This is a genomic window from Lysinibacillus sp. G4S2 (assembly GCF_030348505.1).
Lineage (GTDB): Bacteria > Bacillota > Bacilli > Bacillales_A > Planococcaceae > Lysinibacillus.
This window is the reverse complement of the sequence record NZ_JAUCFJ010000002.1, coordinates 3,618,059-3,640,962: the sequence shown is the minus strand read 5'-3', so window position 1 is coordinate 3,640,962 and position 22,904 is coordinate 3,618,059. Positions and strand designations below refer to the sequence as shown.

At 36.4% G+C, this 22,904-nt stretch carries 22 protein-coding genes; 18 read left to right on the top strand and 4 right to left on the bottom strand.

What is annotated here, in order from left to right:
* Window positions 1-18 precede the first annotated feature (18 nt).
* The 7 genes from QUF91_RS18650 to recO all read left to right on the top strand — a co-directional run bounded on the left by QUF91_RS18650 (window position 19) and on the right by recO (window position 5,502).
* Window positions 19-2,151 (top strand): HD family phosphohydrolase, encoded by a 2,133-nt coding sequence (locus QUF91_RS18650; RefSeq protein ID WP_285400193.1) that lies wholly within the window; start codon window positions 19-21, stop codon window positions 2,149-2,151.
* Entirely contained in the window at window positions 2,148-2,621 is a 474-nt protein-coding gene (gene ybeY, locus QUF91_RS18645) for an rRNA maturation RNase YbeY (protein WP_289419008.1), read from the top strand. Before QUF91_RS18650 ends, ybeY begins: the two co-directional genes overlap by 4 nt.
* Window positions 2,622-2,972 carry a diacylglycerol kinase family protein gene (locus QUF91_RS18640; protein ID WP_285400191.1) on the top strand — a complete coding sequence of 117 codons (351 nt, stop codon included), beginning with the start codon at window positions 2,622-2,624 and terminating at the stop codon, window positions 2,970-2,972.
* 162 nt (window positions 2,973-3,134) lie between these two features.
* The gene (locus QUF91_RS18635; RefSeq protein WP_142509859.1) at window positions 3,135-3,548 is read left to right on the top strand and encodes a cytidine deaminase; all 414 of its coding nucleotides are present in this window, start codon (window positions 3,135-3,137) and stop codon (window positions 3,546-3,548) included.
* A complete protein-coding gene (era, locus tag QUF91_RS18630; RefSeq protein ID WP_289419007.1) occupies window positions 3,535-4,452 on the top strand; it encodes a GTPase Era in 918 nt (305 codons plus the stop codon). Before QUF91_RS18635 ends, era begins: the two co-directional genes overlap by 14 nt.
* Before the next feature lie 80 nt (window positions 4,453-4,532).
* Window positions 4,533-4,655, top strand: a complete 123-nt coding sequence (locus QUF91_RS18625) for a hypothetical protein (RefSeq protein ID WP_289419006.1) — start codon at window positions 4,533-4,535, stop codon at window positions 4,653-4,655.
* 52 nt (window positions 4,656-4,707) lie between these two features.
* Window positions 4,708-5,502: a DNA repair protein RecO gene (gene recO / locus QUF91_RS18620; protein ID WP_285400187.1), complete on the top strand. Its 795-nt coding sequence runs from the start codon at window positions 4,708-4,710 to the stop codon at window positions 5,500-5,502.
* Window positions 5,503-5,525: 23 nt separating this feature from the next.
* Here recO and QUF91_RS18615 read toward each other — a convergent pair whose 3' ends face one another.
* Together QUF91_RS18615 and QUF91_RS18610 are read right to left on the bottom strand one after the other, a co-directional pair.
* Window positions 5,526-6,944 (bottom strand): S-layer homology domain-containing protein, encoded by a 1,419-nt coding sequence (locus QUF91_RS18615; RefSeq protein WP_289419005.1) that lies wholly within the window; start codon window positions 6,942-6,944, stop codon window positions 5,526-5,528.
* A 552-nt stretch (window positions 6,945-7,496) separates the two neighbouring features.
* Window positions 7,497-8,882, bottom strand: coding sequence for a glycine--tRNA ligase (locus tag QUF91_RS18610; RefSeq protein ID WP_285400184.1), 1,386 nt, complete (start codon window positions 8,880-8,882; stop codon window positions 7,497-7,499).
* A 439-nt stretch (window positions 8,883-9,321) separates the two neighbouring features.
* On the opposite strand from QUF91_RS18610, the gene ccpN reads away from it, so the two are divergent.
* From ccpN to QUF91_RS18565, 9 genes are all read left to right on the top strand, one after another.
* Window positions 9,322-9,954, top strand: coding sequence for a transcriptional regulator CcpN (ccpN, locus tag QUF91_RS18605; protein ID WP_285400183.1), 633 nt, complete (start codon window positions 9,322-9,324; stop codon window positions 9,952-9,954).
* 19 nt (window positions 9,955-9,973) lie between these two features.
* Window positions 9,974-10,786 (top strand): pyruvate, water dikinase regulatory protein, encoded by an 813-nt coding sequence (locus QUF91_RS18600; protein ID WP_285400181.1) that lies wholly within the window; start codon window positions 9,974-9,976, stop codon window positions 10,784-10,786.
* A 218-nt stretch (window positions 10,787-11,004) separates the two neighbouring features.
* Window positions 11,005-12,825 (top strand): DNA primase, encoded by a 1,821-nt coding sequence (dnaG, locus tag QUF91_RS18595; RefSeq protein ID WP_285400180.1) that lies wholly within the window; start codon window positions 11,005-11,007, stop codon window positions 12,823-12,825.
* A 32-nt stretch (window positions 12,826-12,857) separates the two neighbouring features.
* On the top strand, window positions 12,858-13,985 hold the full coding sequence (gene rpoD / locus QUF91_RS18590) for an RNA polymerase sigma factor RpoD (protein WP_285400179.1): 1,128 nt from the start codon (window positions 12,858-12,860) through the stop codon (window positions 13,983-13,985).
* A gap of 688 nt (window positions 13,986-14,673) precedes the next feature.
* Window positions 14,674-15,237 (top strand): hypothetical protein, encoded by a 564-nt coding sequence (locus QUF91_RS18585; RefSeq protein WP_289419004.1) that lies wholly within the window; start codon window positions 14,674-14,676, stop codon window positions 15,235-15,237.
* 417 nt (window positions 15,238-15,654) lie between these two features.
* A complete protein-coding gene (locus tag QUF91_RS18580; protein ID WP_285394812.1) occupies window positions 15,655-16,005 on the top strand; it encodes a c-type cytochrome in 351 nt (116 codons plus the stop codon).
* 179 nt (window positions 16,006-16,184) lie between these two features.
* Window positions 16,185-16,877 carry a tRNA (adenine(22)-N(1))-methyltransferase gene (locus QUF91_RS18575; protein WP_285394813.1) on the top strand — a complete coding sequence of 231 codons (693 nt, stop codon included), beginning with the start codon at window positions 16,185-16,187 and terminating at the stop codon, window positions 16,875-16,877.
* Between the two features lies 1 nt (window position 16,878).
* Window positions 16,879-18,000 carry a Nif3-like dinuclear metal center hexameric protein gene (locus tag QUF91_RS18570; RefSeq protein ID WP_289419003.1) on the top strand — a complete coding sequence of 374 codons (1,122 nt, stop codon included), beginning with the start codon at window positions 16,879-16,881 and terminating at the stop codon, window positions 17,998-18,000.
* Window positions 18,001-18,015: 15 nt separating this feature from the next.
* Window positions 18,016-18,240 carry a hypothetical protein gene (locus QUF91_RS18565; protein ID WP_285394815.1) on the top strand — a complete coding sequence of 75 codons (225 nt, stop codon included), beginning with the start codon at window positions 18,016-18,018 and terminating at the stop codon, window positions 18,238-18,240.
* Window positions 18,241-18,368: 128 nt separating this feature from the next.
* On the opposite strand, the gene QUF91_RS18560 is transcribed toward QUF91_RS18565, so the two are convergent.
* Together QUF91_RS18560 and QUF91_RS18555 are read right to left on the bottom strand one after the other, a co-directional pair.
* Window positions 18,369-19,580, bottom strand: coding sequence for an MFS transporter (locus QUF91_RS18560; protein WP_285394816.1), 1,212 nt, complete (start codon window positions 19,578-19,580; stop codon window positions 18,369-18,371).
* Window positions 19,561-20,550: a ThiF family adenylyltransferase gene (locus tag QUF91_RS18555; RefSeq protein ID WP_285394817.1), complete on the bottom strand. Its 990-nt coding sequence runs from the start codon at window positions 20,548-20,550 to the stop codon at window positions 19,561-19,563. The genes QUF91_RS18560 and QUF91_RS18555 overlap by 20 nt, the downstream gene beginning before the upstream one ends.
* Window positions 20,551-21,617: 1,067 nt before the next feature.
* Between QUF91_RS18555 and QUF91_RS18550 the strand changes: the two genes are divergently transcribed.
* Together QUF91_RS18550 and QUF91_RS18545 are read left to right on the top strand one after the other, a co-directional pair.
* The gene (locus tag QUF91_RS18550) at window positions 21,618-21,866 is read left to right on the top strand and encodes a DUF2164 domain-containing protein (protein ID WP_285394818.1); all 249 of its coding nucleotides are present in this window, start codon (window positions 21,618-21,620) and stop codon (window positions 21,864-21,866) included.
* 246 nt (window positions 21,867-22,112) lie between these two features.
* Window positions 22,113-22,646, top strand: a complete 534-nt coding sequence (locus tag QUF91_RS18545) for an NADPH-dependent FMN reductase (protein WP_285394819.1) — start codon at window positions 22,113-22,115, stop codon at window positions 22,644-22,646.
* Window positions 22,647-22,904 lie beyond the last annotated feature (258 nt).

Sequence of the window (22,904 nt, the reverse complement as noted above, 5' to 3'; positions counted from 1 at the left end):
AGATAGAGGAGGTGCCAGATGGAGAAACAACTACAAAAATTTACAGAGCTTATTGGTTTCCGTTATTTTTTAATTGTCGTTCTCATCTTAACAGGAGCCCTACAATTTGTTCTTATGTATGGCAATGTTAGAGGTGTTACATATGATTTTAAACCATTGCAACTAGCGCCTGAAACAGTCCGATCTACTAAAACGATTGAAGACACTTTTAAAACCCAACAGGAGCGAGAAAAAGCAGCAAGTGCTGTTGAGCCAGTTTATGAATTTTCCGAGGATGTCGCTAAGCAGCGAGCAGCGATTGTAACTTCTTTATTTGACTATGTTCTTGAAGTAAAAGAGGATGTTGCTAGCAAGAAAGAACCTGTTCCGATTGGCGATCAAGTCGAGCAACTCCGAAAAAAATTTGAATCCATTGATTCAGATCAAATGCCAATTATTTTTACTGATTCACAGCTAGAAGGTTTGTTAATACAAAGTGAAGAAGATTTAAAAAGAACAAGTACGCAACTATCAAAACTTGTACAGGAATATTTACAAAAATCTATTCGCTCAGAAAATTTGTTTGTGGCTCAAAATGATTTTGAAACAAAAATTCGCGGACAACGAGGCTATCCAGATAAAATATTTAATACGGTAGTTTTAATTGGACGTATGAGTATTATCGAAAATGAAACGATTAATGAGGAACAAACGAAAATTCGAAAGGACCAGGCAAAAGAATCGGTTGAACCTACTCGAATTCTTCAAGGTCAAGTCATCGTACAGGAAGGACAAATTATTGATAATGAGGCGTTCCGTCAATTAGAGCTTCTAGGTATGGTGAGTAATAAAGCATCGATGAAACCGATTGCAGGTATTATTATTTTAATACTACTGCAAATGGTGTTCATGTTTATTTTATTTGAACGTTCGGATGCGGATGAAAATAAGAAACGTAAGGCTTTATTGGTGACAGTAATTGTTTATAGTTTATCCATCTTGCTAATGAAATTTATTAGCCTAGTCTCAGGTGGCTTTGATGTTACTGTTGCATTCCTTTTCCCGACAGCGCTGGCAACAATGCTTGTAAGGCTATTAGTGGATGATCGTGCTGCAGTTCTTATTACAGTTATGACAGCGGCATCGGCTGGTGTTATTTTCCAAGAGGGTTATTCATCTGTCATGCAGATGGAAATTACACTGTATATTATTTTTGGAGGCTTTGCGAGCTTATTCTTTTTACGTAGTGTGGAAAAGCGTTCGCATATTCTACATGCAGTAGGGGTTATAGGGTTAGTGAATATGTCGTTTATCGCATTTTATTTACTGATGACACAATCTACTTATGGTTTGTCAGAGTGGATGTTTTACTTTATCGCGGCATTGGTATCGGCACTACTCTCAGGTGCTCTCACAATGGGGCTCTTACCATTCTTTGAATCGGCATTTAGTTTATTGTCGTCGTTGCGATTAATTGAACTTTCTAACCCAAATCATCCATTGTTGAAAAAATTACTAATGGAATCCCCAGGAACATATCATCATAGTGTAATGGTGGCTAACTTAGCAGAGGCGGCATGTGAGGAAATTGGAGCAGATGGATTACTAGCACGTGTAGGATGCTATTATCATGATATTGGCAAAACGAAGCGTCCTGCCTTTTTCATCGAGAATCAGATGTCTGGTATTAATCCGCATGATTCATTGCCCCCGGAAACAAGTGCAGAAATTATAATTGCACATACAACGGATGGGGCTGAAATGCTAAATCGTTATAAGATGCCACAGGAGATTATTGATATTGCCTTGCAACATCACGGGACTAGTCTTTTAAAATACTTCTACTTTAAAGCGAAGGAAGAAGGAAAATGTATAGAAGAAACAACTTACAGATATCCAGGTCCAAAACCACAAACGAAGGAAGCAGCAGTTATTAGTGTTGCAGACAGCGTTGAGGCAGCGGTTCGATCGATGAAAGAACCGAATGCAGAAAAAATAAAAAAATTGGTACGCGCAATTATTGATGATCGAGTACAAGATAATCAGTTTGATGAATGCGATATTTCGATAAAAGAGTTAAAATGTATAGAGCGAGTACTTTGTGAAACGTTGAATGGAATTTTCCACTCACGTATTGAATATCCAAAGGCAGATAAGAAGGAGGATCTATGATTTTAACAATTGATTTTACAGATGAAACAAATGAAGTAACTGCGGAGCATATGGAGCTTGTTGGAAAGCTTTTACAGCATGCTGCAAAAATAGAAGATATTGAGCCAGAAACAGAAGTGTCGGTGACGTTTGTTACAAATGAAGCGATTCAAGAAATAAACCGAGAATATCGTGACAAGGATCAACCTACAGATGTTATCTCATTTGCTCTGGAGGAATTAGGTGAAGGAGAAATGGAAGTAACATTTGAAGGGATGCCTCGTGTTTTAGGAGATATTATTATTTCGACGGATCGTACAAAAGAACAAGCAGAGGAATATGGGCATACTTTTGAACGAGAATTAGGCTTTTTAGCGGTTCATGGTTTTTTACATCTACTTGGCTATGATCATATGGTACCAGAAGATGAAAAAGTTATGTTCGGTAAGCAGGATGAAATTTTACAGTCTTTTGGCTTAGGACGAGATTAAATGAATGTTCGCAAATATATCCGATCTTTTGGTTATGCCTTTGAAGGTATCGTTTTAGCCTGTAAAGAGCAAAACTTTAAGTCTCACTTGCTAAGTGCAGGAATTGTTTTAATTGCTGGCTATTTTACAGGTTTATCACGTGTGGAGTGGTATATTGTGCTACTATTAATAGCACTAATGTTTGCGCTTGAAATAGTTAATACTGCAATTGAGCGAGTAGTGGATTTAGCTTCGCCAAAAATACACCCACTTGCTAAACAAGCTAAAGATCTTGCAGCGGGTGCAGTGCTTGTATTTGCGATATTCAGTGCTATAATCGGATTACTCATCTTTATACCGAAATGGTTTTAACTTAATAAATTCATTAATCGGTATAGAGTAATTGCGATTGTGCTGGGGAAATATTTTATCTTCACTCAGGCGGATGTCACGGATTTTGAATTGTGCGGACACAACTCAAAATCCGGACGCAATTACGCCAAGGTGAAATTGATTAAGTAGAGGAGAACATTGATGACAATTGATATGCATGCATTACTAGAAGAATCAAAAAAAGCGCGTGAAAAGGCTTATGTACCTTATTCAAAATTTAAAGTTGGCGCGGCGATTTTAACGAAAAATGGAGAGGTTATTCATGGCTGCAATATTGAAAATGCTGGCTATAGTATGACCAATTGTGCTGAGCGTACAGCATTTTTCAAAGCTGTGTCAGAAGGTATTTATGATTTTGAGGCGATTGCTATTGTAGCTGATACGGATGGACCTTGTGCGCCATGTGGAGCTTGTCGTCAAGTGATGATGGAATTTTGCAAGCCATCTATGCCTGTATATTTAACAAACTTAAAAGGTGATGTCACGGTAACGTCTGTAGGCGAATTACTACCGTTTGCATTTACAACGGAGGATTTAGAGAATGCTGGAAAATAATAATGGCTATAAGTCAGGATTTATCTCCATAATCGGTCGACCAAATGTAGGGAAATCAACATTTTTAAACCGTGTTATTGGTCAAAAAATTGCGATTATGAGTGATAAACCACAAACAACACGAAATAAAGTACAAGGTGTACTAACATCAAATGATAGCCAAATGATTTTTATAGATACACCAGGAATCCATAAGCCGAAACATAAGCTAGGGGATTTTATGCTAAAGGTTTCTAAAAATACATTGCGTGAAGTGGATGTTATTATGTTCATGGTAAATGCAGAGCAGAAACTTGGAAAGGGTGACGAATTCATCCTAGAAATGTTGGCGGGTAATCCAACCCCTGTATTCCTAGTTATCAATAAAATAGATCAAATTCATCCTGATGAATTAATGGGGATAATTGAAAGCTACAAAGATCGTTATGATTTTGCAGAAATAGTTCCCATTTCAGCTTTACAAGGAAATAACGTAGATAATCTATTGGCGACATTAACGAAATACTTACCGGAGGGTCCGCAATATTATCCAGCAGATCAAGTTACGGATCATCCTGAGCGATTTATTATTTCAGAGTTAATTCGTGAAAAGGTGTTACATTTAACACGCGAAGAAATTCCTCATTCCATTGCTGTTGTCATTGATAAAATTCGCCGTGATGAAGAAAATGAAGATAAAATTCGTGTGGCGGCAACAATTATCGTGGAAAGAGATTCTCAAAAAGGGATTGTTATTGGTAAACGCGGGGCCTTATTAAAAGAAGTAGGAATTCGTGCACGAAAAGATATTGAGATGCTTCTTGGTTCAAAAGTGTATTTAGAGCTTTGGGTAAAGGTACAGAAGGATTGGCGAAATAAATCAACACATTTACGCGACTTCGGTTTCCGTGATGATGAATATTAACTTCTTTCAGCGGGTGTCCAAACATCCGCTGAAATAGAGGAACTCAGTCTAAAAACGCCACGTCCTGTGGCAATTTAACTGTGCGAAAGCGAAGCGACAGCAACAACAACAACAACGCACTACTGAGTGACCAACATCATGTTCGAAACAACTTTACAGCATTCCTATTTGTCGCTGTAGTTTTAAATGGAGCTGTCCAATAATTTATTGGAGAGCTCTATTTTCATGCGAAGCTTGTAGAAAGGAGGAGGACTAGTGCTTTATAAATGGGAAGGAATTGTCCTAAAGGTACGAGCTTATGGGGAATCAAATAAAATTGTCACATTATTAACTAAAGAAGCAGGGAAGGTTGCTACGATGGCTCGAGGTGCCAAGAAGCCTTCCAGTAGATTAGCATCTGTGACACAGCCGTTCACGTATGGCATGTTTATGGTACAGCATCATACTGGTATGGGGACAATGCAACAAGGTGAGCATCTTAATTCAATGCGCCATATTCGTGAGGATATCATGGCAACGGCATATGCAAGTTATATAATGGAACTTGTCGAACGTGTAGTAGAAGAAGGAAAAGCTGAGCCATTTGCATTCGATGTGCTCCTACAAGCATTACAAGCAATTGAGGAAGGTTATGACCCAGAGGCTATTACATTATTCGTAGAATGGAAAATGCTCCCCTATACAGGAGTGCAGCCTATATTACATGCGTGTGCTACTTGTGGTTCAGTCGATGGTGAATTTGCATTTTCCTTTACACAGGGAGGCTTTTTATGTCATCGCTGTTATCATCATGATCCCTATATCATTCGATTGACACCGACTCAGCTTAAGCTTATTCGAATGTTCTATACTGTACCGATTGACCAGATTGGGAAATTAGAATTAAAAAAAGAAACAAAGTATTTTATAAAAAAAATAATTTCAACAATTTATGAAGAGCAAACAGGAATTCGTTTTAAGACTAAAAAATTTATCGAGCAGCTTGAGAGAACGCCTGAATTACAGTTAAGAACAAGTGCCGATCAAGAAAAAACGCCAGAAGACCATTAACATTGATCTTCTGGCATTTTACTTTAAAATTCTTCTTGATCATCCATAAATTCGTAAGAAGTAGCCCATTTATTAGCGATTTTTAGAAATTCAATATATAGGTATGCAGTTTCACCATTTTTACCTGTAATATGTAAAATAGAAGTGCCTTCTGCTAGTGGTGTAACATTTACTTTGTTTTCCTTTATCGAAGCTTTCACAGCTGCTGGCTCAAAATTTAACTTTTCTAAAGCAACACTTGTTGGCTCGAACGATAGATCCTCATTTGAAAACGCTAACTCATCTGTAATTTGGTACAAATCAATACTGCGCACGAAATCATACGTATCGACATCAGCTACCATCGTTTGTTGTTGTGTACCATTACTGAATGTTAGCGTATATTGCCCATTTTTATAGATAGAAAGTGTAGCTGTTTTATTAGTTGATTTAAAATTATACAATTCAGGAGATAAGGCTTGACCATCTGCTGTTTGAATACTTACCTCTGTAGGGACAAAGTTTAAACCGCTTTCTGATAAGTTGAGCGGTAAGTTTTCTACATAATCCCCTTCATTCACTTCTTGAAGTGTTGTTTGCAGCTTTCCATTTACATTTTTCACATGTACTAAGTAAAAGAAATCTTTTAAATCTTGAGTATCTTCCTCAAAGCCCGTAATTACTAATTTTCCTGTGCCTTCTTTTAGTGGTTTAATTGTAATGGATTCCGTCAGATAATCTTCTTCATCTTCATCCCAGGTAAAAATATCCTCTGCAGGCTTAATGCCGCCATAAGAAGCGAAGATATAGTCTTGATTAAATTGACTAGCATAAACGGTAGAGTTACCTTGAGCATTTTCAGCACGTACAACAAACGATGCTAACTGGGAGCGTTTTACATTACTTTGCGGTCCAAAGGTAGTAGGAGTTGTACCTTTTGTTATGCTGTTGGCAAATAGTGTTTTTATATAGGGTTCGTATTCACTGCCTGCCTTGACATCATTGAAAGGAATGTCAACGCCATTTGTGATTGGTAAATGAAAACCTTTCACAATCATTTTTGACATTTGTCCACGTGTAATATTTTTAGTTGGGTAGAAATAGCCATTGGAGCCACTAATAATGCCTGCATTTGCTAAAGCAGCGATCGCACCATAGTTTTCATCGCCAGGTTTTATATCCTTAAAATTAGGGTTTTTTACATGAACCGTATCGAGCTTTAAAATTCCGGCCAAAATTTTTGCCGCTTGTGAACGAGTAATTAGATTAGCAGGTTTAAATGTGCCATCTGGGTAGCCTGAAATAATGCCACGTCCGGCTAAGTTAATAATAGCCTTACCTTCCTCTGTTGATGCATTTACATCGGGGAATACTGATGCAGCAGTTGCCGAGGGTGCAATTACAATAGCACTTGTTACTAGTGCTGAGGCCATTGCGATTTGATAAAAACGATGATTCTTCAAATTATTTCCTCCAAAGTTAGTCAAAAAAATTTTATAGTATTGCCTTTTGCTATAATCCTACCATTTACAATTTCAAACTTCCAGACGTTGACTCTTCACCAAAATATGTATTTAACTGCACTTTCTGTTACGTAAGGATGCTTTCAGTGAGGGAGACCTGAGCCTCCTTGTCACTTATACCTATGGGATCGCAAAAACAGGGGCACTCGTCTCTCCATATGTTTTTATAGTCACAATACTTTTTTGTCTGGAACAGATTTTAGTATTGATGCTGGGAGATTGAATGTTAATAGATTGGAATTGTAGTGAATTGTTGTTATTTAAAGATTAACTATAATACTTTATTTATATCAAAAAGATGAAGGTGAGAATAGAGGGAATACTATCCTGTAAAAAATTAGCTATCACTATAATGTGGGGTTGATCTCCGTTCCGACTGGGAAAATCTGATGAGTTGCTTGGAACAAAGGTGTTTTATGTGCAAAAGCGAAGCGGCGTGCATTTAAAGAGGAGTCGCATGATAAGCGACTCCCTCCATATATACGTATTAAATTAGAATTGAAGGTGTTTTTCAATGTATGCTTTAACTTCTGTAATAGGCATACGCACTTGAGACATTGAATCACGATGACGTACTGTTACTTGACCATCCTCTTTTGAGTCGAAGTCGTATGTGATACAGAATGGTGTACCGATTTCATCTTGTCGACGATAACGTTTACCGATTGATTGTGACTCGTCAAAGTCAACTGGGAATGCTTTGCGAAGCTCTGCCCAAACATCAGTAGCCTCATCTGAAAGCTTTTTAGAAAGTGGTAGGACTGCAGCTTTAAATGGTGCTAGAGCAGGGTGGAAGCGTAAAACTGTACGTTTATCATCGCCTTCAAGCTCTTCTTCGTCATAAGCATCGCAAAGGAATGCTAATGTTACACGGTCTGCACCTAAAGATGGCTCGATGCAATATGGAACATAACGTTCGTTCGATACTGGATCGATGTAAGTGAAATCTTCACCAGAATGCTCCATATGCTGTTTTAAATCGTAATCTGTGCGATCCGCTACGCCCCAAAGTTCGCCCCAACCGAATGGGAATTTAAATTCGATATCAGTTGTAGCATTTGAATAGTGAGACAATTCATCTTCCTCATGATCGCGAAGACGCATAGACTCTTCTTTCATTCCTAAGTTTAACAACCAGTTTTTACAAAATTCTTTCCAGTATGCGTGCCATTCAAGATCTTCACCTGGCTTGCAGAAAAATTCAAGCTCCATTTGTTCAAATTCACGCGTACGGAATGTGAAGTTACCTGGAGTAATTTCGTTACGGAATGATTTACCGATTTGAGCAATACCGAATGGTGTACGTTTACGCATAGAGCGTTGTACGTTTTTGAAGTTTACGAAAATACCTTGTGCAGTTTCTGGGCGTAAATAAATTTCATTAGTAGAAGATTCAGTTACACCTTGGAATGTTTTAAACATTAAATTGAATTGACGAATATCTGTAAAATCAGCTTTACCACAATCTGGGCAAACTACGTCATACTTAACCATCGTTTCTTTCATTTGGTCAAATGTCATACCATCGACAATGATTTCATCGCCTTTAGCTAGCGCAGCGTCTTCGATGATTTTATCAGCACGATGGCGCGCTTTACATGCTTTACAATCAACCATTGGGTCATTAAAGTTACCAACGTGACCAGAAGCCACCCAAGCTTTTGGGTTCATTAAAATGGCAGCATCTATACCAACATTGTGCTCTGATTCTTGGACAAATTTTTGCCACCATGCTTTTTTAACATTGTTTTTTAATTCAACACCTAGTGGACCGTAATCCCAAGTGTTTGCTAAGCCTCCATAGATTTCAGAACCAGGGAAGACAAAGCCGCGATGCTTTGCTAATGATACGATTGTTTCCATTGATTTGTTAGCCATAAAAATAGCCTCCTTCATAGTTTTCAGCGAATTAATAAAACTGATCAACAAATTCGCCAGAGATATTTCTTAATTTAGTAAGAACTAAATTAAAAATAGCACCCGTCTCCGGGCACAATAAATGCCCAGGGACGAGTGCTAAAACCCGCGGTTCCACCCTGATTGTTTTAAACGTGATGTTTAAAACCTCTTTTCAAAAAGTTAGCTCAAGGAGTGCCTTTTCTCTGTTACTACGTAGACTTTCACCATCTTCTACTCGCTTTAAAATGGAACAGATACTTTTTTTCCCGTCATCGCCTGTATAACGCAAATCGCTCGAAAATACAACTAGAGCAAGCGTATGTGTCAATATTGTAGCATGTAGTTCTTTTCTTCGCAATAATTATTAAAATAGTATATAATAATTGAGCATAAGTATAACACTATTAGATTTGAGGCGGTGAGTCCAATCGAACTCAATAAACGTCAGGAAGACATTTTACAAATTGTGAAAGAAAACGGCCCGATCACAGGCGAACATATTGCAGAACGTCTCAGTCTGACAAGAGCGACTTTAAGACCAGATTTAGCTATACTCACAATGGCGGGCTTTTTAGATGCTAGACCACGTGTTGGCTATTTCTATTCAGGTAAAAAAACATCCGCTACATTGACGGATAGTATTAACAATTTAAAGGTGAAAGATTTTCATTCAGGACCTGTTGTAGTACCAGAAACAATGACTGTTTATGATGCGATTTGCTTCATGTTTTCAGAGGATGTTGGAACACTCTTTGTCGTGGATAAGAATGAGTTTTTGACAGGGGTACTATCTCGCAAGGATTTACTACGTACAAGTATTGGTACTCAGGATTTAAATAAAATCCCTGTACATATCATCATGACACGTATGCCAAATATTTCGTACTGTGAGAGATCAGATTCTTTAGTTGTCGCAGCGAATAAACTAATTGAACGAGAAGTTGATTCGTTACCAGTAGTAGAGCCTCAGGAAGGCGGATTGACAATCGTCGGTCGTCTTACAAAAACGACGATTACACGAGCTTTCTTATCACTTGCACAGAATGTCTAAATACTTGAAGGAGAACAGTATGAAAAGACTACGCGTTTTTGTTGTATCTGATTCAGTCGGTGAAACAGGTGATCAAGTAGCAAAAGCAGTTATTAGCCAGTTTCGACCTGGTTTGGAAAACACGGTGATTCGGCGTTTTCCTCATATTCAATCAGAGGAGCTCATCCGAAAAATTGTTTGTCTTGCGGAGAAACAACAGGCAGTTATTGTGTACACGCTTGTACGACAGGAGATGCGATCGTTATTACATGAACTGTGTGAACAAGAAAAGGTACATGCAATTGATATTTTAGGACCTGCTTTAAAAACAATGGCAACATTTATGGAAGAGATTCCACTAGAAGCACCAGGAATCGTTCATAAACTAGATGATGATTACTTTAAAAAAATTGAGGCTATTGAATTTGCAGTAAAATATGATGATGGTAGAGATCCACGTGGTCTATTACAGGCTGATATAGTGCTCGTTGGGGTTTCTCGTACCTCTAAAACACCGTTATCACAATATTTAGCACATAAACGTTATAAGGTGGCGAATGTACCTTTAGTACCAGAAGTAGAGCCACCTGAAGAATTATTGAAGATTGACCCAAAAAAATGTTTCGGTTTAATTATTTCTCCTGATAAATTAAACTCAATTAGAAAAGAAAGATTAATGACCCTTGGATTGAATGACGATGCGATTTATGCGCAACATAAGCGTATATTAGAAGAAATCCAGCATTTTGAAAAAATTGTCGGTAAAATTGGTTGTAAGGTTATTGATGTAACAAACAAGGCTGTAGAAGAAACAGCAAATGTTATTATTGAGTATATCTCGACCTGTAAATAAGAAATGAATGTCGATAAACCACCTCGGTTGTAAGAGGCGGTTTTTTTGAGTCGGTTTTGAAAATAGTATAGATAAAAACTAATTTATGTTTTATAATAATAAAATTGTGGTAAAAATATTTATAAAGAGAAAAATCCTATTTTTTTGTCGAGAAATAAAGGATTTTTAAATCGGATAGCGAATTGTGTTTTAGTACGTAATTTAAAGATGGTGATGATTTGGCAGGGAAAATTCCAGAAGAAGTGATTGAACAGATTCGTACACAATCGGAAATTGTTGATGTCATAAGCGAATACATGCAGCTTACAAAGCGTGGGCGCAATTGGTTTGGCCTCTGTCCTTTTCATGGAGAACAAACGCCTTCTTTTTCTGTGTCATCTGACAAACAAATTTTTCATTGCTTTGGTTGTGGTGCAGGTGGGAATGCTATTACTTTTGTCATGGATATAGAAGGTATTTCTTTTCCTGACGCAGTTGTGAAACTTGGTGAACGTGTTGGCATACACTTAGATGTTGGGCCTAGTTTACCTGAAGTAACGAAAAAGGTATCTAAAGCAGAAGAAAGGATGAAAGAAGCACACGCTTTTGCAGCAGATTTTTTTCATCATTTACTGTTAAACACGGAAGATGGTGAAGAACCTTTAAATTATTTGCTAGAAAGAGGATTTACAAGGGAACTTATAGAATCTAATAGCATTGGATGGTCTCTTCCAAGCTTTGATGCATTAACGATATTGCTTGAAAGAAAAGGTTATAACTTACAAGAAATCGCAGAAAGTGGTTTAATCATCAAGCGAGAAGGGGAAGAGCGCTATTTTGATCGTTTTAGAGGACGTATTATGTTTCCTATTCGTGATGAGAATGGAAAGATTATTGCCTTCTCAGGACGAATCCTTTCATCGACTGGTGAAGAGGCAAAATATTTAAATAGTCCAGAATCACCAATATTTCAAAAGAGTGAAGTGCTATATAACCTAGATAAAGCACGAACCTCAATCAGAAAAAATCGTCAAGTAGTATTGATGGAAGGATTTATGGATGTTTTAGCAGCAACTTCTGTTGGTGTAACGAATGCCGTAGCAACAATGGGTACTTCGCTTACGAATCAGCATATTACAAAGCTAAAGCGCTTAGTAGAGCAGATTACGATTTGCTATGACGGTGATAATGCTGGGTTTGATGCGGCAAAAAGAGCGGCACAATTACTCCAAACGGAACGTATGAAAGTCAATATTGCGGTGTTACCAGACAAGCTAGATCCCGATGAATACATTCGTAGTTTAGGTGGACAAGCATTTAAAGAGCAAATTTTGGAAAATCCTCATGCGTATATTGCTTTTATGATGATGCATGCTAGACGAAATAAGAACTTTCAATTTGAAAATGATACGCTTCAATATATTCAAGAGGTTCTTGAACAATTGGTAGGTAGATCCTCACCGGTTGAACGAGATTTGTATATAAGACAGCTATCGAATGAGACAAATATCTCGGAAGAAGCAATTTATGCTCAGTTCCGAAAGCTGGAGGCAAATCAGGTACGTTCTACAAAAGTAGAAATGCCTGTTCAGGCGCCTTCGATGCCGGTCACGCAGTCACATAAGCCTATGGACGCAGCCGAACGTGCCGAACGTTTATTACTAGCTCATATGCTTCATAATATAGATGTAGTGGACAGGGTATTACGTAGTGAGCAAAAAGAGCCATTTGTACGAGATGCCTATATGGCAGTTTTTGTTCGCTTAGTAGGATTTTATGAGGAATATGGTCATCCTGATTATCAGCGTTTTGTTGAGATATTAGATGACTCAGAATTACGAAAAATTGTTATGGAAGCGGCTTTAGTAGAACGAGACCCCGACCAAGCAGAAGCGGAGGTCACAGACTCAATACGTCAGCTGCATAAATATAGAATTGAGCAAGAAATTCAACAAAAGATGCATGAGTCAAAGGAAGCGGAGAAGATGCATGAGTATGTACGTGCACTTGAAATCGCCCAACAGATTATTCATTTAAGAAAATCGTTATCGGCGATTTAACCCGATTCGGTTGTTTAGAAGGAGGAAGGTTTATGGCGGACAAGTCAGAACGTTCAAAAGAGGTAGAAGTAGAAATTACATTAGATGAAGCAAAAAAAATACTACAAGAAAAAGCAAAAACAGAAGGTGAAATTTCGATGAAAGAAATTTCAGAGAAACTAGCGCCTTATGAATTGGAGAATGAAGAGATTTTCCACTTTGCTGAGGATCTTGAAAAGAATAAAGACATTCAAATTATCGGAAAAGAAGAATTTGAAGAAGAAAGCTTAATGAAAGAAGAAGCATCTGAAGAGACTTTCGATTTAAATGATTTGAGTGTACCACCAGGTGTTAAAATAAATGACCCTGTACGCATGTATTTAAAAGAAATTGGGCGAGTTGATTTACTTTCTGCCGAGCAAGAAATCGCATTAGCGGAGCGTATTGAGCAAGGTGACGAGGAAGCTCGTAAACGCCTAGCAGAAGCAAACTTACGTCTTGTTGTATCGATTGCGAAGCGATATGTTGGCCGTGGTATGCTATTCCTTGATTTAATTCAAGAGGGGAATATGGGGCTTATCAAGGCTGTTGAGAAATTTGACTACCGTAAAGGCTTTAAATTCTCCACATATGCAACATGGTGGATTCGTCAAGCAATTACACGTGCAATTGCAGACCAAGCACGTACAATCCGTATTCCAGTGCATATGGTTGAAACAATTAATAAATTAATTCGTGTACAGCGCCAATTATTACAAGACTTAGGTCGCGAGCCATCTCCAGAAGAAATTGGTGAAGAAATGGATTTAACACCTGAAAAAGTACGCGAAATTTTAAAAATTGCGCAAGAACCAGTATCTCTAGAAACACCAATTGGAGAAGAGGACGATTCACATTTAGGAGACTTTATTGAGGATTCTGAAGCTCAATCTCCATCTGACCATGCAGCATATGAATTGTTAAAAGAGCAGCTAGAAGATGTGTTAGATACATTAACTGACCGTGAAGAAAATGTTCTTCGCCTACGTTTCGGTTTAGATGATGGTCGCACACGTACATTAGAAGAAGTAGGGAAAGTATTTGGTGTAACACGTGAACGTATTCGCCAAATTGAAGCGAAGGCGCTTCGAAAACTACGCCACCCTTCTCGCAGCAAACGTTTAAAAGATTTCTTAGAATAAAGATAAACATGTTGGGGCTATCCAATTAGTGATGACTAATTGGAAGGCCCTTTTTTAAACTCTTATTATACCGACCTGAACATTAAACTAGGAGAATATCCGCGGAAGGGAAGGAAATACCCGCGGGCCGATGGAGAATACCCGCGGAAGCGAAGCGAAAATCCGCGCTCGGGAAGAATACCCGCAGAAGCGAAGCGAATACCCGCGCGCCGGAGGAGAATACCCGCGGAAGGGAAGGAAATACCCGCGCGCCGGAGGAGAATACCCGCGGAAGCGAAGCGAATATCCGCGCCCAGGGAGAATACCCGCGCGCCAGGGGAAAATACCCGCAGAAACGAAGCGAATACCCGAGGAAGCAAAGCAAATACCCGCGCGCCGATGGAGAATACCCGCGGAAGCGAAGGAAATACCCGCGCGCCGGGGAAGAATACCCGCGGAAGCGAAGCGAAAATCCGCGCGCCCGTAGAAACCCCTTCTCACCAAAAAACCCTTCAATCTTAAATTACTCTCCAACCTTTTTCTCATCTCATCTCAATCATAGTAAATATTATTTCAATAATTACTTATATCGAGTAATTTGAATGAGACAATTTTAATATTTTTGCTACTTTTTACAGATGTGTTTTTGAAGATTTTGAGATAAAATTGTAATAACAACCATTATCAAGCAATGTTTGGAGTAAACACTATGACAAATCCTCGAAAAAAAATAATCTTAAATGAGATTTTGTTTTGGAAGCAGAACAAGCTATTACCGGAGCACTACTGTGACTTTTTAGCGGCTCTTTACGCAGAAGGAGCTGATCTTGAGGAGCTAGATCCAATACATCATAAACAAGCTATAATACCTTCAGAAAAGAGAAAGTTGGTACTTTTAATTGCAGGTATATGTATCGCTATAATTGCTCTTCTGTTTATCTATTTTACAATAACCTCATTAATGTTAATTTTAACGGTAATCGTTGGAATAGCTACACTAGCATTATTCATTACAGCGTTTCGGGTGGCACAGAAAAATGATTTATTAGCTCCTATTTTTCATTTATTAGCAGCGGTTTTGTTATTTAGTATGTCTATTCGTATTTACACTACATATTTTAATGGAAATAATATTGCATTGTTTTGCTTGATTGCAGCAAATTGCGGTGTTTGGCTTTGGTCAGGTATAAAAATGAAGCTATTTTATTTCACGGTCTCAGGTGTTCTAGGATTACTAGCACTGATTGGCTACTATATCATAAACTTATCATAAGAATTCACCTTGTATAACTTCTTTTTAATGACGGGAATCTGTTTGCTTTCATATAGCTTACAGATTCTTTTTTGCATCTCTTTTTTTGGGAAAAACCTTGTTCATCATAGAATAATAGTATTTTGAGATAATAGTATAGCTTATTTAGTTAATTAATTGTTTTAATTTCAGGTATATGAAAGCGTAAAGAGTGGAAAAATAACTGTGTGAAGAAGCTAGATTTTTAATAGATAGTCCAAATATTGGCGATTTCAAGACATATTTTATCCAATAGTTACAGAAATGTCGAATTTGTTACAAACAAAGGAAAACTTAGCGAATAGGGCTTTTCGTTTCATGGTTAATGAAGTACAATATTAGGTGTTGACTGATTCTATATTATAATAGAAGTAGATTTACAATGAGGAGGGGAAACATATGAAAAACAATCCAGTCGTTCCTTACATCTTAATTCTTGCATTTGGTATTGGTCTTATTTTCTTCATGTCTTTAACAGGTTCAGGAGACAAAAAAGAAATTGCTGCTGAAAAAGAGGGCGGTGGCGAAAAGACTGAAGCTACTGATGACGGTTCAGCTTTAGTACAATCTTGTATTGGCTGTCACGGTGGTGACTTAAAAGGTTCTGTAGGTCCAAACTTACATGGCTTAGATGAGGCTCGTATCGTTGACGTTTTAACTAACGGTATCGAAGGAACTCCAATGCAACCTGGAATGAAAACTGAAGCGGAAGCAAAAGAAATCGCTAAGTACATTTCAACTCTAAAATAGTAAAAAAAGTAGCTGTACTAAAAAAGCGTTAAATTGCGTAATTAGTACAGCTACAATTTATTTTATCTTCATTTCAAATGAAACATGGGGTTGCTCAAAATTTGAGGCAACTCCATTTGTTTTTTTTCACGACATCATACATACTAAGAATGGACTCTATATAAGGCAGGCGGTAAAAAATGAACGCACAGAAATTATCAAAACGATTAGAAACAGTAGCAAAATTTGTTCCCTCAGGTGCAGTTGTAGCTGATATTGGTAGCGACCATGCATATTTACCATGCTACTTAATTCATAAAGGTATTGCTTCTTCTGCGGTAGCAGGGGAAGTTGTGAAAGGACCTTTTGAATCAGCAGTTGGACAAGTGCAAAAAGAAGGGTTAACAGAAAAAATTACGGTGCGTCTTGCAAGTGGTTTAGCGGCAGTGGAAACAACTGATCACGTAGATACAGTTACTATTGCTGGAATGGGGGGACCTCTTATTGTTTCCATTTTAGAGAAGCACCCTGAAAAGCTGCAAGGGGTAACACGTCTTATTTTGCAACCGAATATTCATGCTAAGGTGATACGCGAATGGGCTTTAGCACATAATTGGGCAATACAGGATGAAGAGATTTTAGAAGAAGACGAAAAAATTTACGAAATTCTTGTATTACAAAGAGGTCCAATGAAGTTAACAGACCCAGAAATTTTATTTGGACCAAAATTAATGCAGCGAAAATCACCAGCATTTATTGAAAAATGGTCGCGTGAAAAAGAAAATTGGCAACGTGTATTAAAGTCCATTGAAGGGGCAGATCAAACACCTGAAATTGATGAAAAACGTGCAGAGTTAGGCGCACTACTTAGTTTAGTGGAAGGGGTTTTGTGAGATGAAGACAGTAAACGGTCAGGAAATTATCCAATTATTCGAATCATGGTCACCCAAAAAGCTTGCTTGTATGGAAAATGATCCAATTGGGCTTGCTATTGGCACATTAAACAAGCCTGTCAGTAAAGTATTAGTCACGTTGGATGTTAATGAAGCGGTGGCGCAAGAGGCAATCGAGCAAGGTTGTGAATTAATAATTGCACACCATCCACCAATATTCAGACGTTTAGCGAATATTCGTACTGACAATCCAGCTGGACGTTTATATGAAAAGCTTATCAAAAATGATATTGCCGTTTATGCAGCACATACGAATCTAGATGTAGCTGAAGGTGGTGTCAATGATTTACTAGCAGATGCTCTACAGCTTGAAAATCGATCTATTTTAGAAGAAACATATGCGGAAAATATGCTGAAGCTAGCTGTTTTTATACCGACTGCCAATGCAGATGCTCTACGTGAGGCATTAGCAAAGGCTGGAGCAGGTCGTATTGGTGATTATGAAGCATGTAGCTATACTACGTTGGGAGAAGGGCGTTTCCGTGCACTAGCAGGTGCAAATCCACATGTAGGTTCTATTGGTGAGTTACATGTTGAAGAAGAAGTGAAGGTGGAAGTGGTATTTCCGGAATCTATAAACAATCGTGTATTAAAGGTAATGTTAAACGCACATCCATATGAAGAGCCTGCCTATGATATCATTCGCCTAGACCAGCAGACAAATGTAATGGGCTTAGGACGTGTAGGCTTCTTACCACAAGAAATGACCCTTCATGAATTTACTCAATTTGTAAAGCAGCAGCTAGATGTACCAGCTGTCCGAGTTGTTGGTGATTTACAGTCGAAAGTGAAAAAAGTTGCGCTTGTCGGTGGCGACGGCAATAAATATATCTATTCTGCAAAGCGTGCAGGAGCAGATGTATTTTTAACAGGAGATATGTATTTCCATACTGCACAGGACGCTCAAGCAATTGGTCTTCAAATTGTGGATCCAGGTCATCATGTGGAAAAAGTGATGATTGCCGGTGTAGCTAAAAAGATGGCAAAAATGTGTGAGGATAAAAAATTTATTGTTGAATTTGTGCAGTCTACTATTCATACAGAACCGTTTTTATTCGTGTAAGAGAGGGGAATAGATGTGTCGAGTGAAAGACCTGCTGGCAATAAAGCTGGTAAGTTATGGATTATGATTGGTTTACTGATTGCTGTGTTTGGAATAGGGATGACATTTATGACTAATTCGATGAATGCAAAAAAGATTGATGCAATGACAGAGCAATGTGAAAAAGACGGTGGAGAAGCTATCGTCTCAAAGGAAAAGAGTTTTCTATCAACAAACTATTCATTTAAATGTAACCAGTAATAATAAAAAGGCTGAATTAATCTATGTAATATAATTCAGCCTTTTTGTGTTGAAAATAAAACGCTTAAGGAAATCTTTGAGAATGTTGTGCTCAAAAAATGAGGGTAATTTCCGTTCCAAGCCATCGTTTAAACGTCTTCTAATGAATCTTTAGATTTGTTAAAAAATAAAAGATATAAACCAAATACTATAGTGATAACTCCTGTGATAAATATTAATTTTTCTACATCGTCATAAATCATAGGGATAAGCATACATGCAACAATGGCAGATGAAGAAACTGTATTTATTACAGATGAAACTTTACCTATATGTTTATAATCATAAAAATGATAGATCATTTTTCCATAAACTGTTCCTGACATACCAATTAACAAAAATGTTAAAGAAAAGAGAACTGTTTTTATTGCTATGTTATCTGTAAAGACAATCAATGTTATAGCTGTACCAGAAATCAGATAATCTATCATGAAAAAGTTTTTAAAAGGCATCTTAATATGGTTTGAGAGAAATACTCCAATTAACTCAGATCCCCTTTGGATAGCTAAAAGAATACCTAAATATTCAACTCCAATATTTATTATTACTAGATAAACACCAACAATTCGCATAACCATGGTTGTAAGGCCACTTAAAATACCTTCCATTACAACAATTCTTGAAGGTGTTTTTTCTGTCCAAAAATATTTAAATGAGTACAAAATGCTATCTTTGTAATTAAGATTTTGTTGAGAGTGATTGTCATTAATTGATGTATTATCAATGTTTTTATACGAAATTTTTAAGAATAATGCTATACATAATACAAAAGTAAATATATCAAGTACAAGTATACTTATTACGGACATATATATAAGAATAATTGCTGAGAGGAAGTTTGATATTATATCAACTGTATTATTAGTGATATTCATTATATAAACGGAATTTTCAATATCTTCCTTTTTGTTTTGTAATATTTCTGGAACAAAACTTGATTGAGCTGGATAAATCATTGTATTTGCAAATGAAAATATGAAATGCAATAAAAAAATTAATATTATATCTGATCTAAAGTACACAGTTAATAATATTCCAGTTATAGATATTAATTGGATAATTTCGAAACTAATTAATAATTTTTTTTTATTTTTAAAGTTGTCTATTAAAGTTCCAAAGGCAAAATTCATTAAGGATGGTAAAAAAGCTATTAATCCGAAGATAGCTAAAGCACTGGCACCAAAGTTATAAATAGATATTGTTATATAGGTTAAAACAACTGTATATAAGCTATCTCCGAAATTTGTTGCTAACCTTCCAGAAATTAAATAAATGAAGTTTTTATTTTTTGCTAAGGTCATATTTATATATGTTCCAGTCAAATAAGTCGATTTGAATTGCCTCTGGTTTATAATTTAGTTGTGTAATGACACTTTGAGCTTGATAAGAAATTAATCCTGCAGCCATATAAGTAATCGGAGCTATAACACTTGTCGGGAATGATATGTTTTCCAAAAGCTGTTCTCTTGAAGCACCTTGTTCTCCATATAGTTCAGAGCTTGTAATTGTTATATTTGGGTTCATACAAAATGTATTTATAACTGTAGAAGCATATGATCCTGAAATAAAAGGTTTATTAAATTCTATAGACAATTCATCAAACCAAACGTCAATTTTGTACTTTGGAGTATCGGCACAACATATTGAAATATCAAAATTATATTCTTTGAAAATATCCTTTAAGTCATCTTTGGTAGATATGTATTTATTAATTTTATTTACATTTACATTTGGATCTATTTTTTTTATATATTTATCAACTATATCAGCTTTATTTTTTCCTAAATCTTCTTTGAAATATGTACCCTGTCTAGTTAAATTTGATTCGTCTATAACATCATTGTCAATGATAGTGAATGTTTTAATACCCAATCTAGTTAAGATTTCGCAGACATTCGAACCAATTCCGCCTAAACCAACTATTAAAACATGTGCTTCATTTAATTTTTGTTGATAAATGGAAGGGTTTATATTATTCGAGATATCCATCCATTCGAAAAAGTTTATATTACGTGAATATTTATACTTTTTATCATATTCATTTGTAGTAAGTAGACCTAAATTCTTTAGAACATTAATTTTATTATTAAACTTTTCTTCGCTTATTTTTAATTCTGAACGTTCTTTCTCACCATTTAATACTTTTATAATATCAATGTTCATTTCACTTTTTTCTATTGATCTTTCGATTCCATCTTGGCCTAATCCAAAGACTATTTTTTCTCCTACAATTAAAGGCTGCAAAGTCTTTTTTATCTTTAATTCGGTCATAGAAATATTCCTCCAATTAAAACCTTATTTTTGAATTGAAACAAAACAGAAAGAGTGTAGATTCTTCTGTTTTGTTTTTTATAAAAGGGATTTTTGCAATATTTTTAGTGTTCTAGCACGCTATATTAGCGGTCGCCATTACGGAAATGTGGGTTCATTTAAATCACCTCCATTACTGATTAACGCTGTTCTTTGGAAGAGTGTGAATTTTCTGTGTATTCAGGACATCAGTCAACCTCTTACTTTTACCCGGGTATGATAAATAGCATATCATTAGCAATAAATATTTAAAAATCAACTTTTTTCATTAAATGAACAAAAAATGATGAAATTCAGAAAATCATTCACTGTTTTCTCTTCGAAATCGCAATAAAGAACTGTTGTTAGAATAAACTTAAAATATTTTGAACATTTAAGTACTCATAAATTCTTTAGAGAACCCTATGCTACCGGTCTATTATCAAGTTTTGTTATTAATTGAACAAAACTTGATAAAGTTCAATCTTTAATGATGGCTTTTAAAATTATATTAATTTTCTCTTTTGACAAACATATCTCTTAGGTCGCTTGAATTTTCCATTATTCCAAGTGAGGTTGTCGTTCTTCAAAATGAAGATCCAATATTGAAATATTCCAGAGGTTATCTTTCTTTAAATCTCTTCAAATTCAATGTTTGTTTGTCTTAACCTCCCGATGATGCTATCATCATCAAATTCAACTTCTTCATAATAAAGATACGAAGCAGTAAATTAAAAAAATGTAGAATGTGGATATAGAGCGAAGGCGAGTGCTGTAATACTATACGTTATTCTGGTGTCAGATAACAACGCGAGTGAAGCGGCTCATCCGACGCCCCCAGGAAAGCGCCGCCGGAAGGGAAATCAACCTCTCGTTTTGCCGAAGAGCCCAACATAATTTATTGTGATTCTTTAATTAATTGACATAATAGAGAATATGAAGACTGAATTATAGTATTTAATATAATTCAGTCTTTTTGTATATGCATGGATTAATTTTAGAGTGATATGATAGGTGAGTATAAATTGCAATGAGAGGAGAGTTGTGGAATGTTTATTCGTTTAACAAAAGAACAGCAAGAAACGATAATAGCTGATATTCAACGTTTTTTCTATAATAATCGAGATGAGGATATTACAGAATTTGAAGCAGAGCGAGTATTGGACTTTATCAAGGAAAACATTGCTCCGCATATTTATAATACGGCTATTTCGGATGCAAAATATGTTGTAGAAAGACAATATGCATCGATTGAGGAAGAACTTGTAGCATTAGAAAGACCAATTAAGATAAAATAATTAACTTCTTTCGGGTGTCCAAACACATTATGCCGAGGCATAATTGATTCCGAATCAAATAATTGGAAATTTTTATAAATGTATGATATTTTTATCTTGGATTGAAGATAATTTAATTCAAAATAAATTAACCATCTATGCATTGAATAAAGGAATGGATTCCTGTACAACATGGCTAGGAAAACCGTTTTTAAATTCAAATGAATGATTCGGTCACAATTTGAGGGATGAATGAGGAGGAGTAATATGTTGAAAATTGGGGTTATATTAGGAAGTACACGTGAGGGGCGTTTAAGTCCACAAGTTGGAGAATGGGTAAAGGCAGTAGCAGAAAAACGCGGTGATGCCGAATATGAAATAATTGATATCGCTGAATTTAAATTACCATTTCTAGGTGAGCCAGGAGGAGATACTTCAGGAGTAGCTGCTTGGTCACAAAAAGTCGCTGCCTGTGATGGTTTTGTATTTATCGCTGCAGAATATAACCATTCCATTACGGGTGCATTAAAAAATGCGTTAGATTATTTACGTAACGAATGGAATAATAAAGCAGCAGGTATTGTTTCTTACGGTTCTGTTGGTGGCGCAAGAGCAGCTGAACATTTACGTGGTATTCTTGGTGAATTATTAGTAGCAGATGTTCGTGTACATCCTGCTTTATCATTATTTACAGACTTCGAAAACGGCACAATTAAACCAAAGGATGTACAAACAGATTCAGTAAATCAAATGTTAGATCAACTTATTCCTTGGGCAACAGCATTAAAAACAATTCGATAAGAGCTTTAAGCAGTATGTACCGAAAAAAGTGCATATTGCTTTTTTTATGCGGAAACAAATTCATTGCTTTTAAAACATAGAGAACGAACACCATCTACTAGCAATATTTTTGGTAAAAGAGCTTCCGTGCTAATTCTTTCAATTTTTTTTAAAGAAAAAACTTTTTAGAATCGCTGAGGTACACATCATTCAATACCACTACGTGTCATGTCTCCGCTTCGATGCTTTGAACTTATGAAACTTTTTAGCAGGAAATTC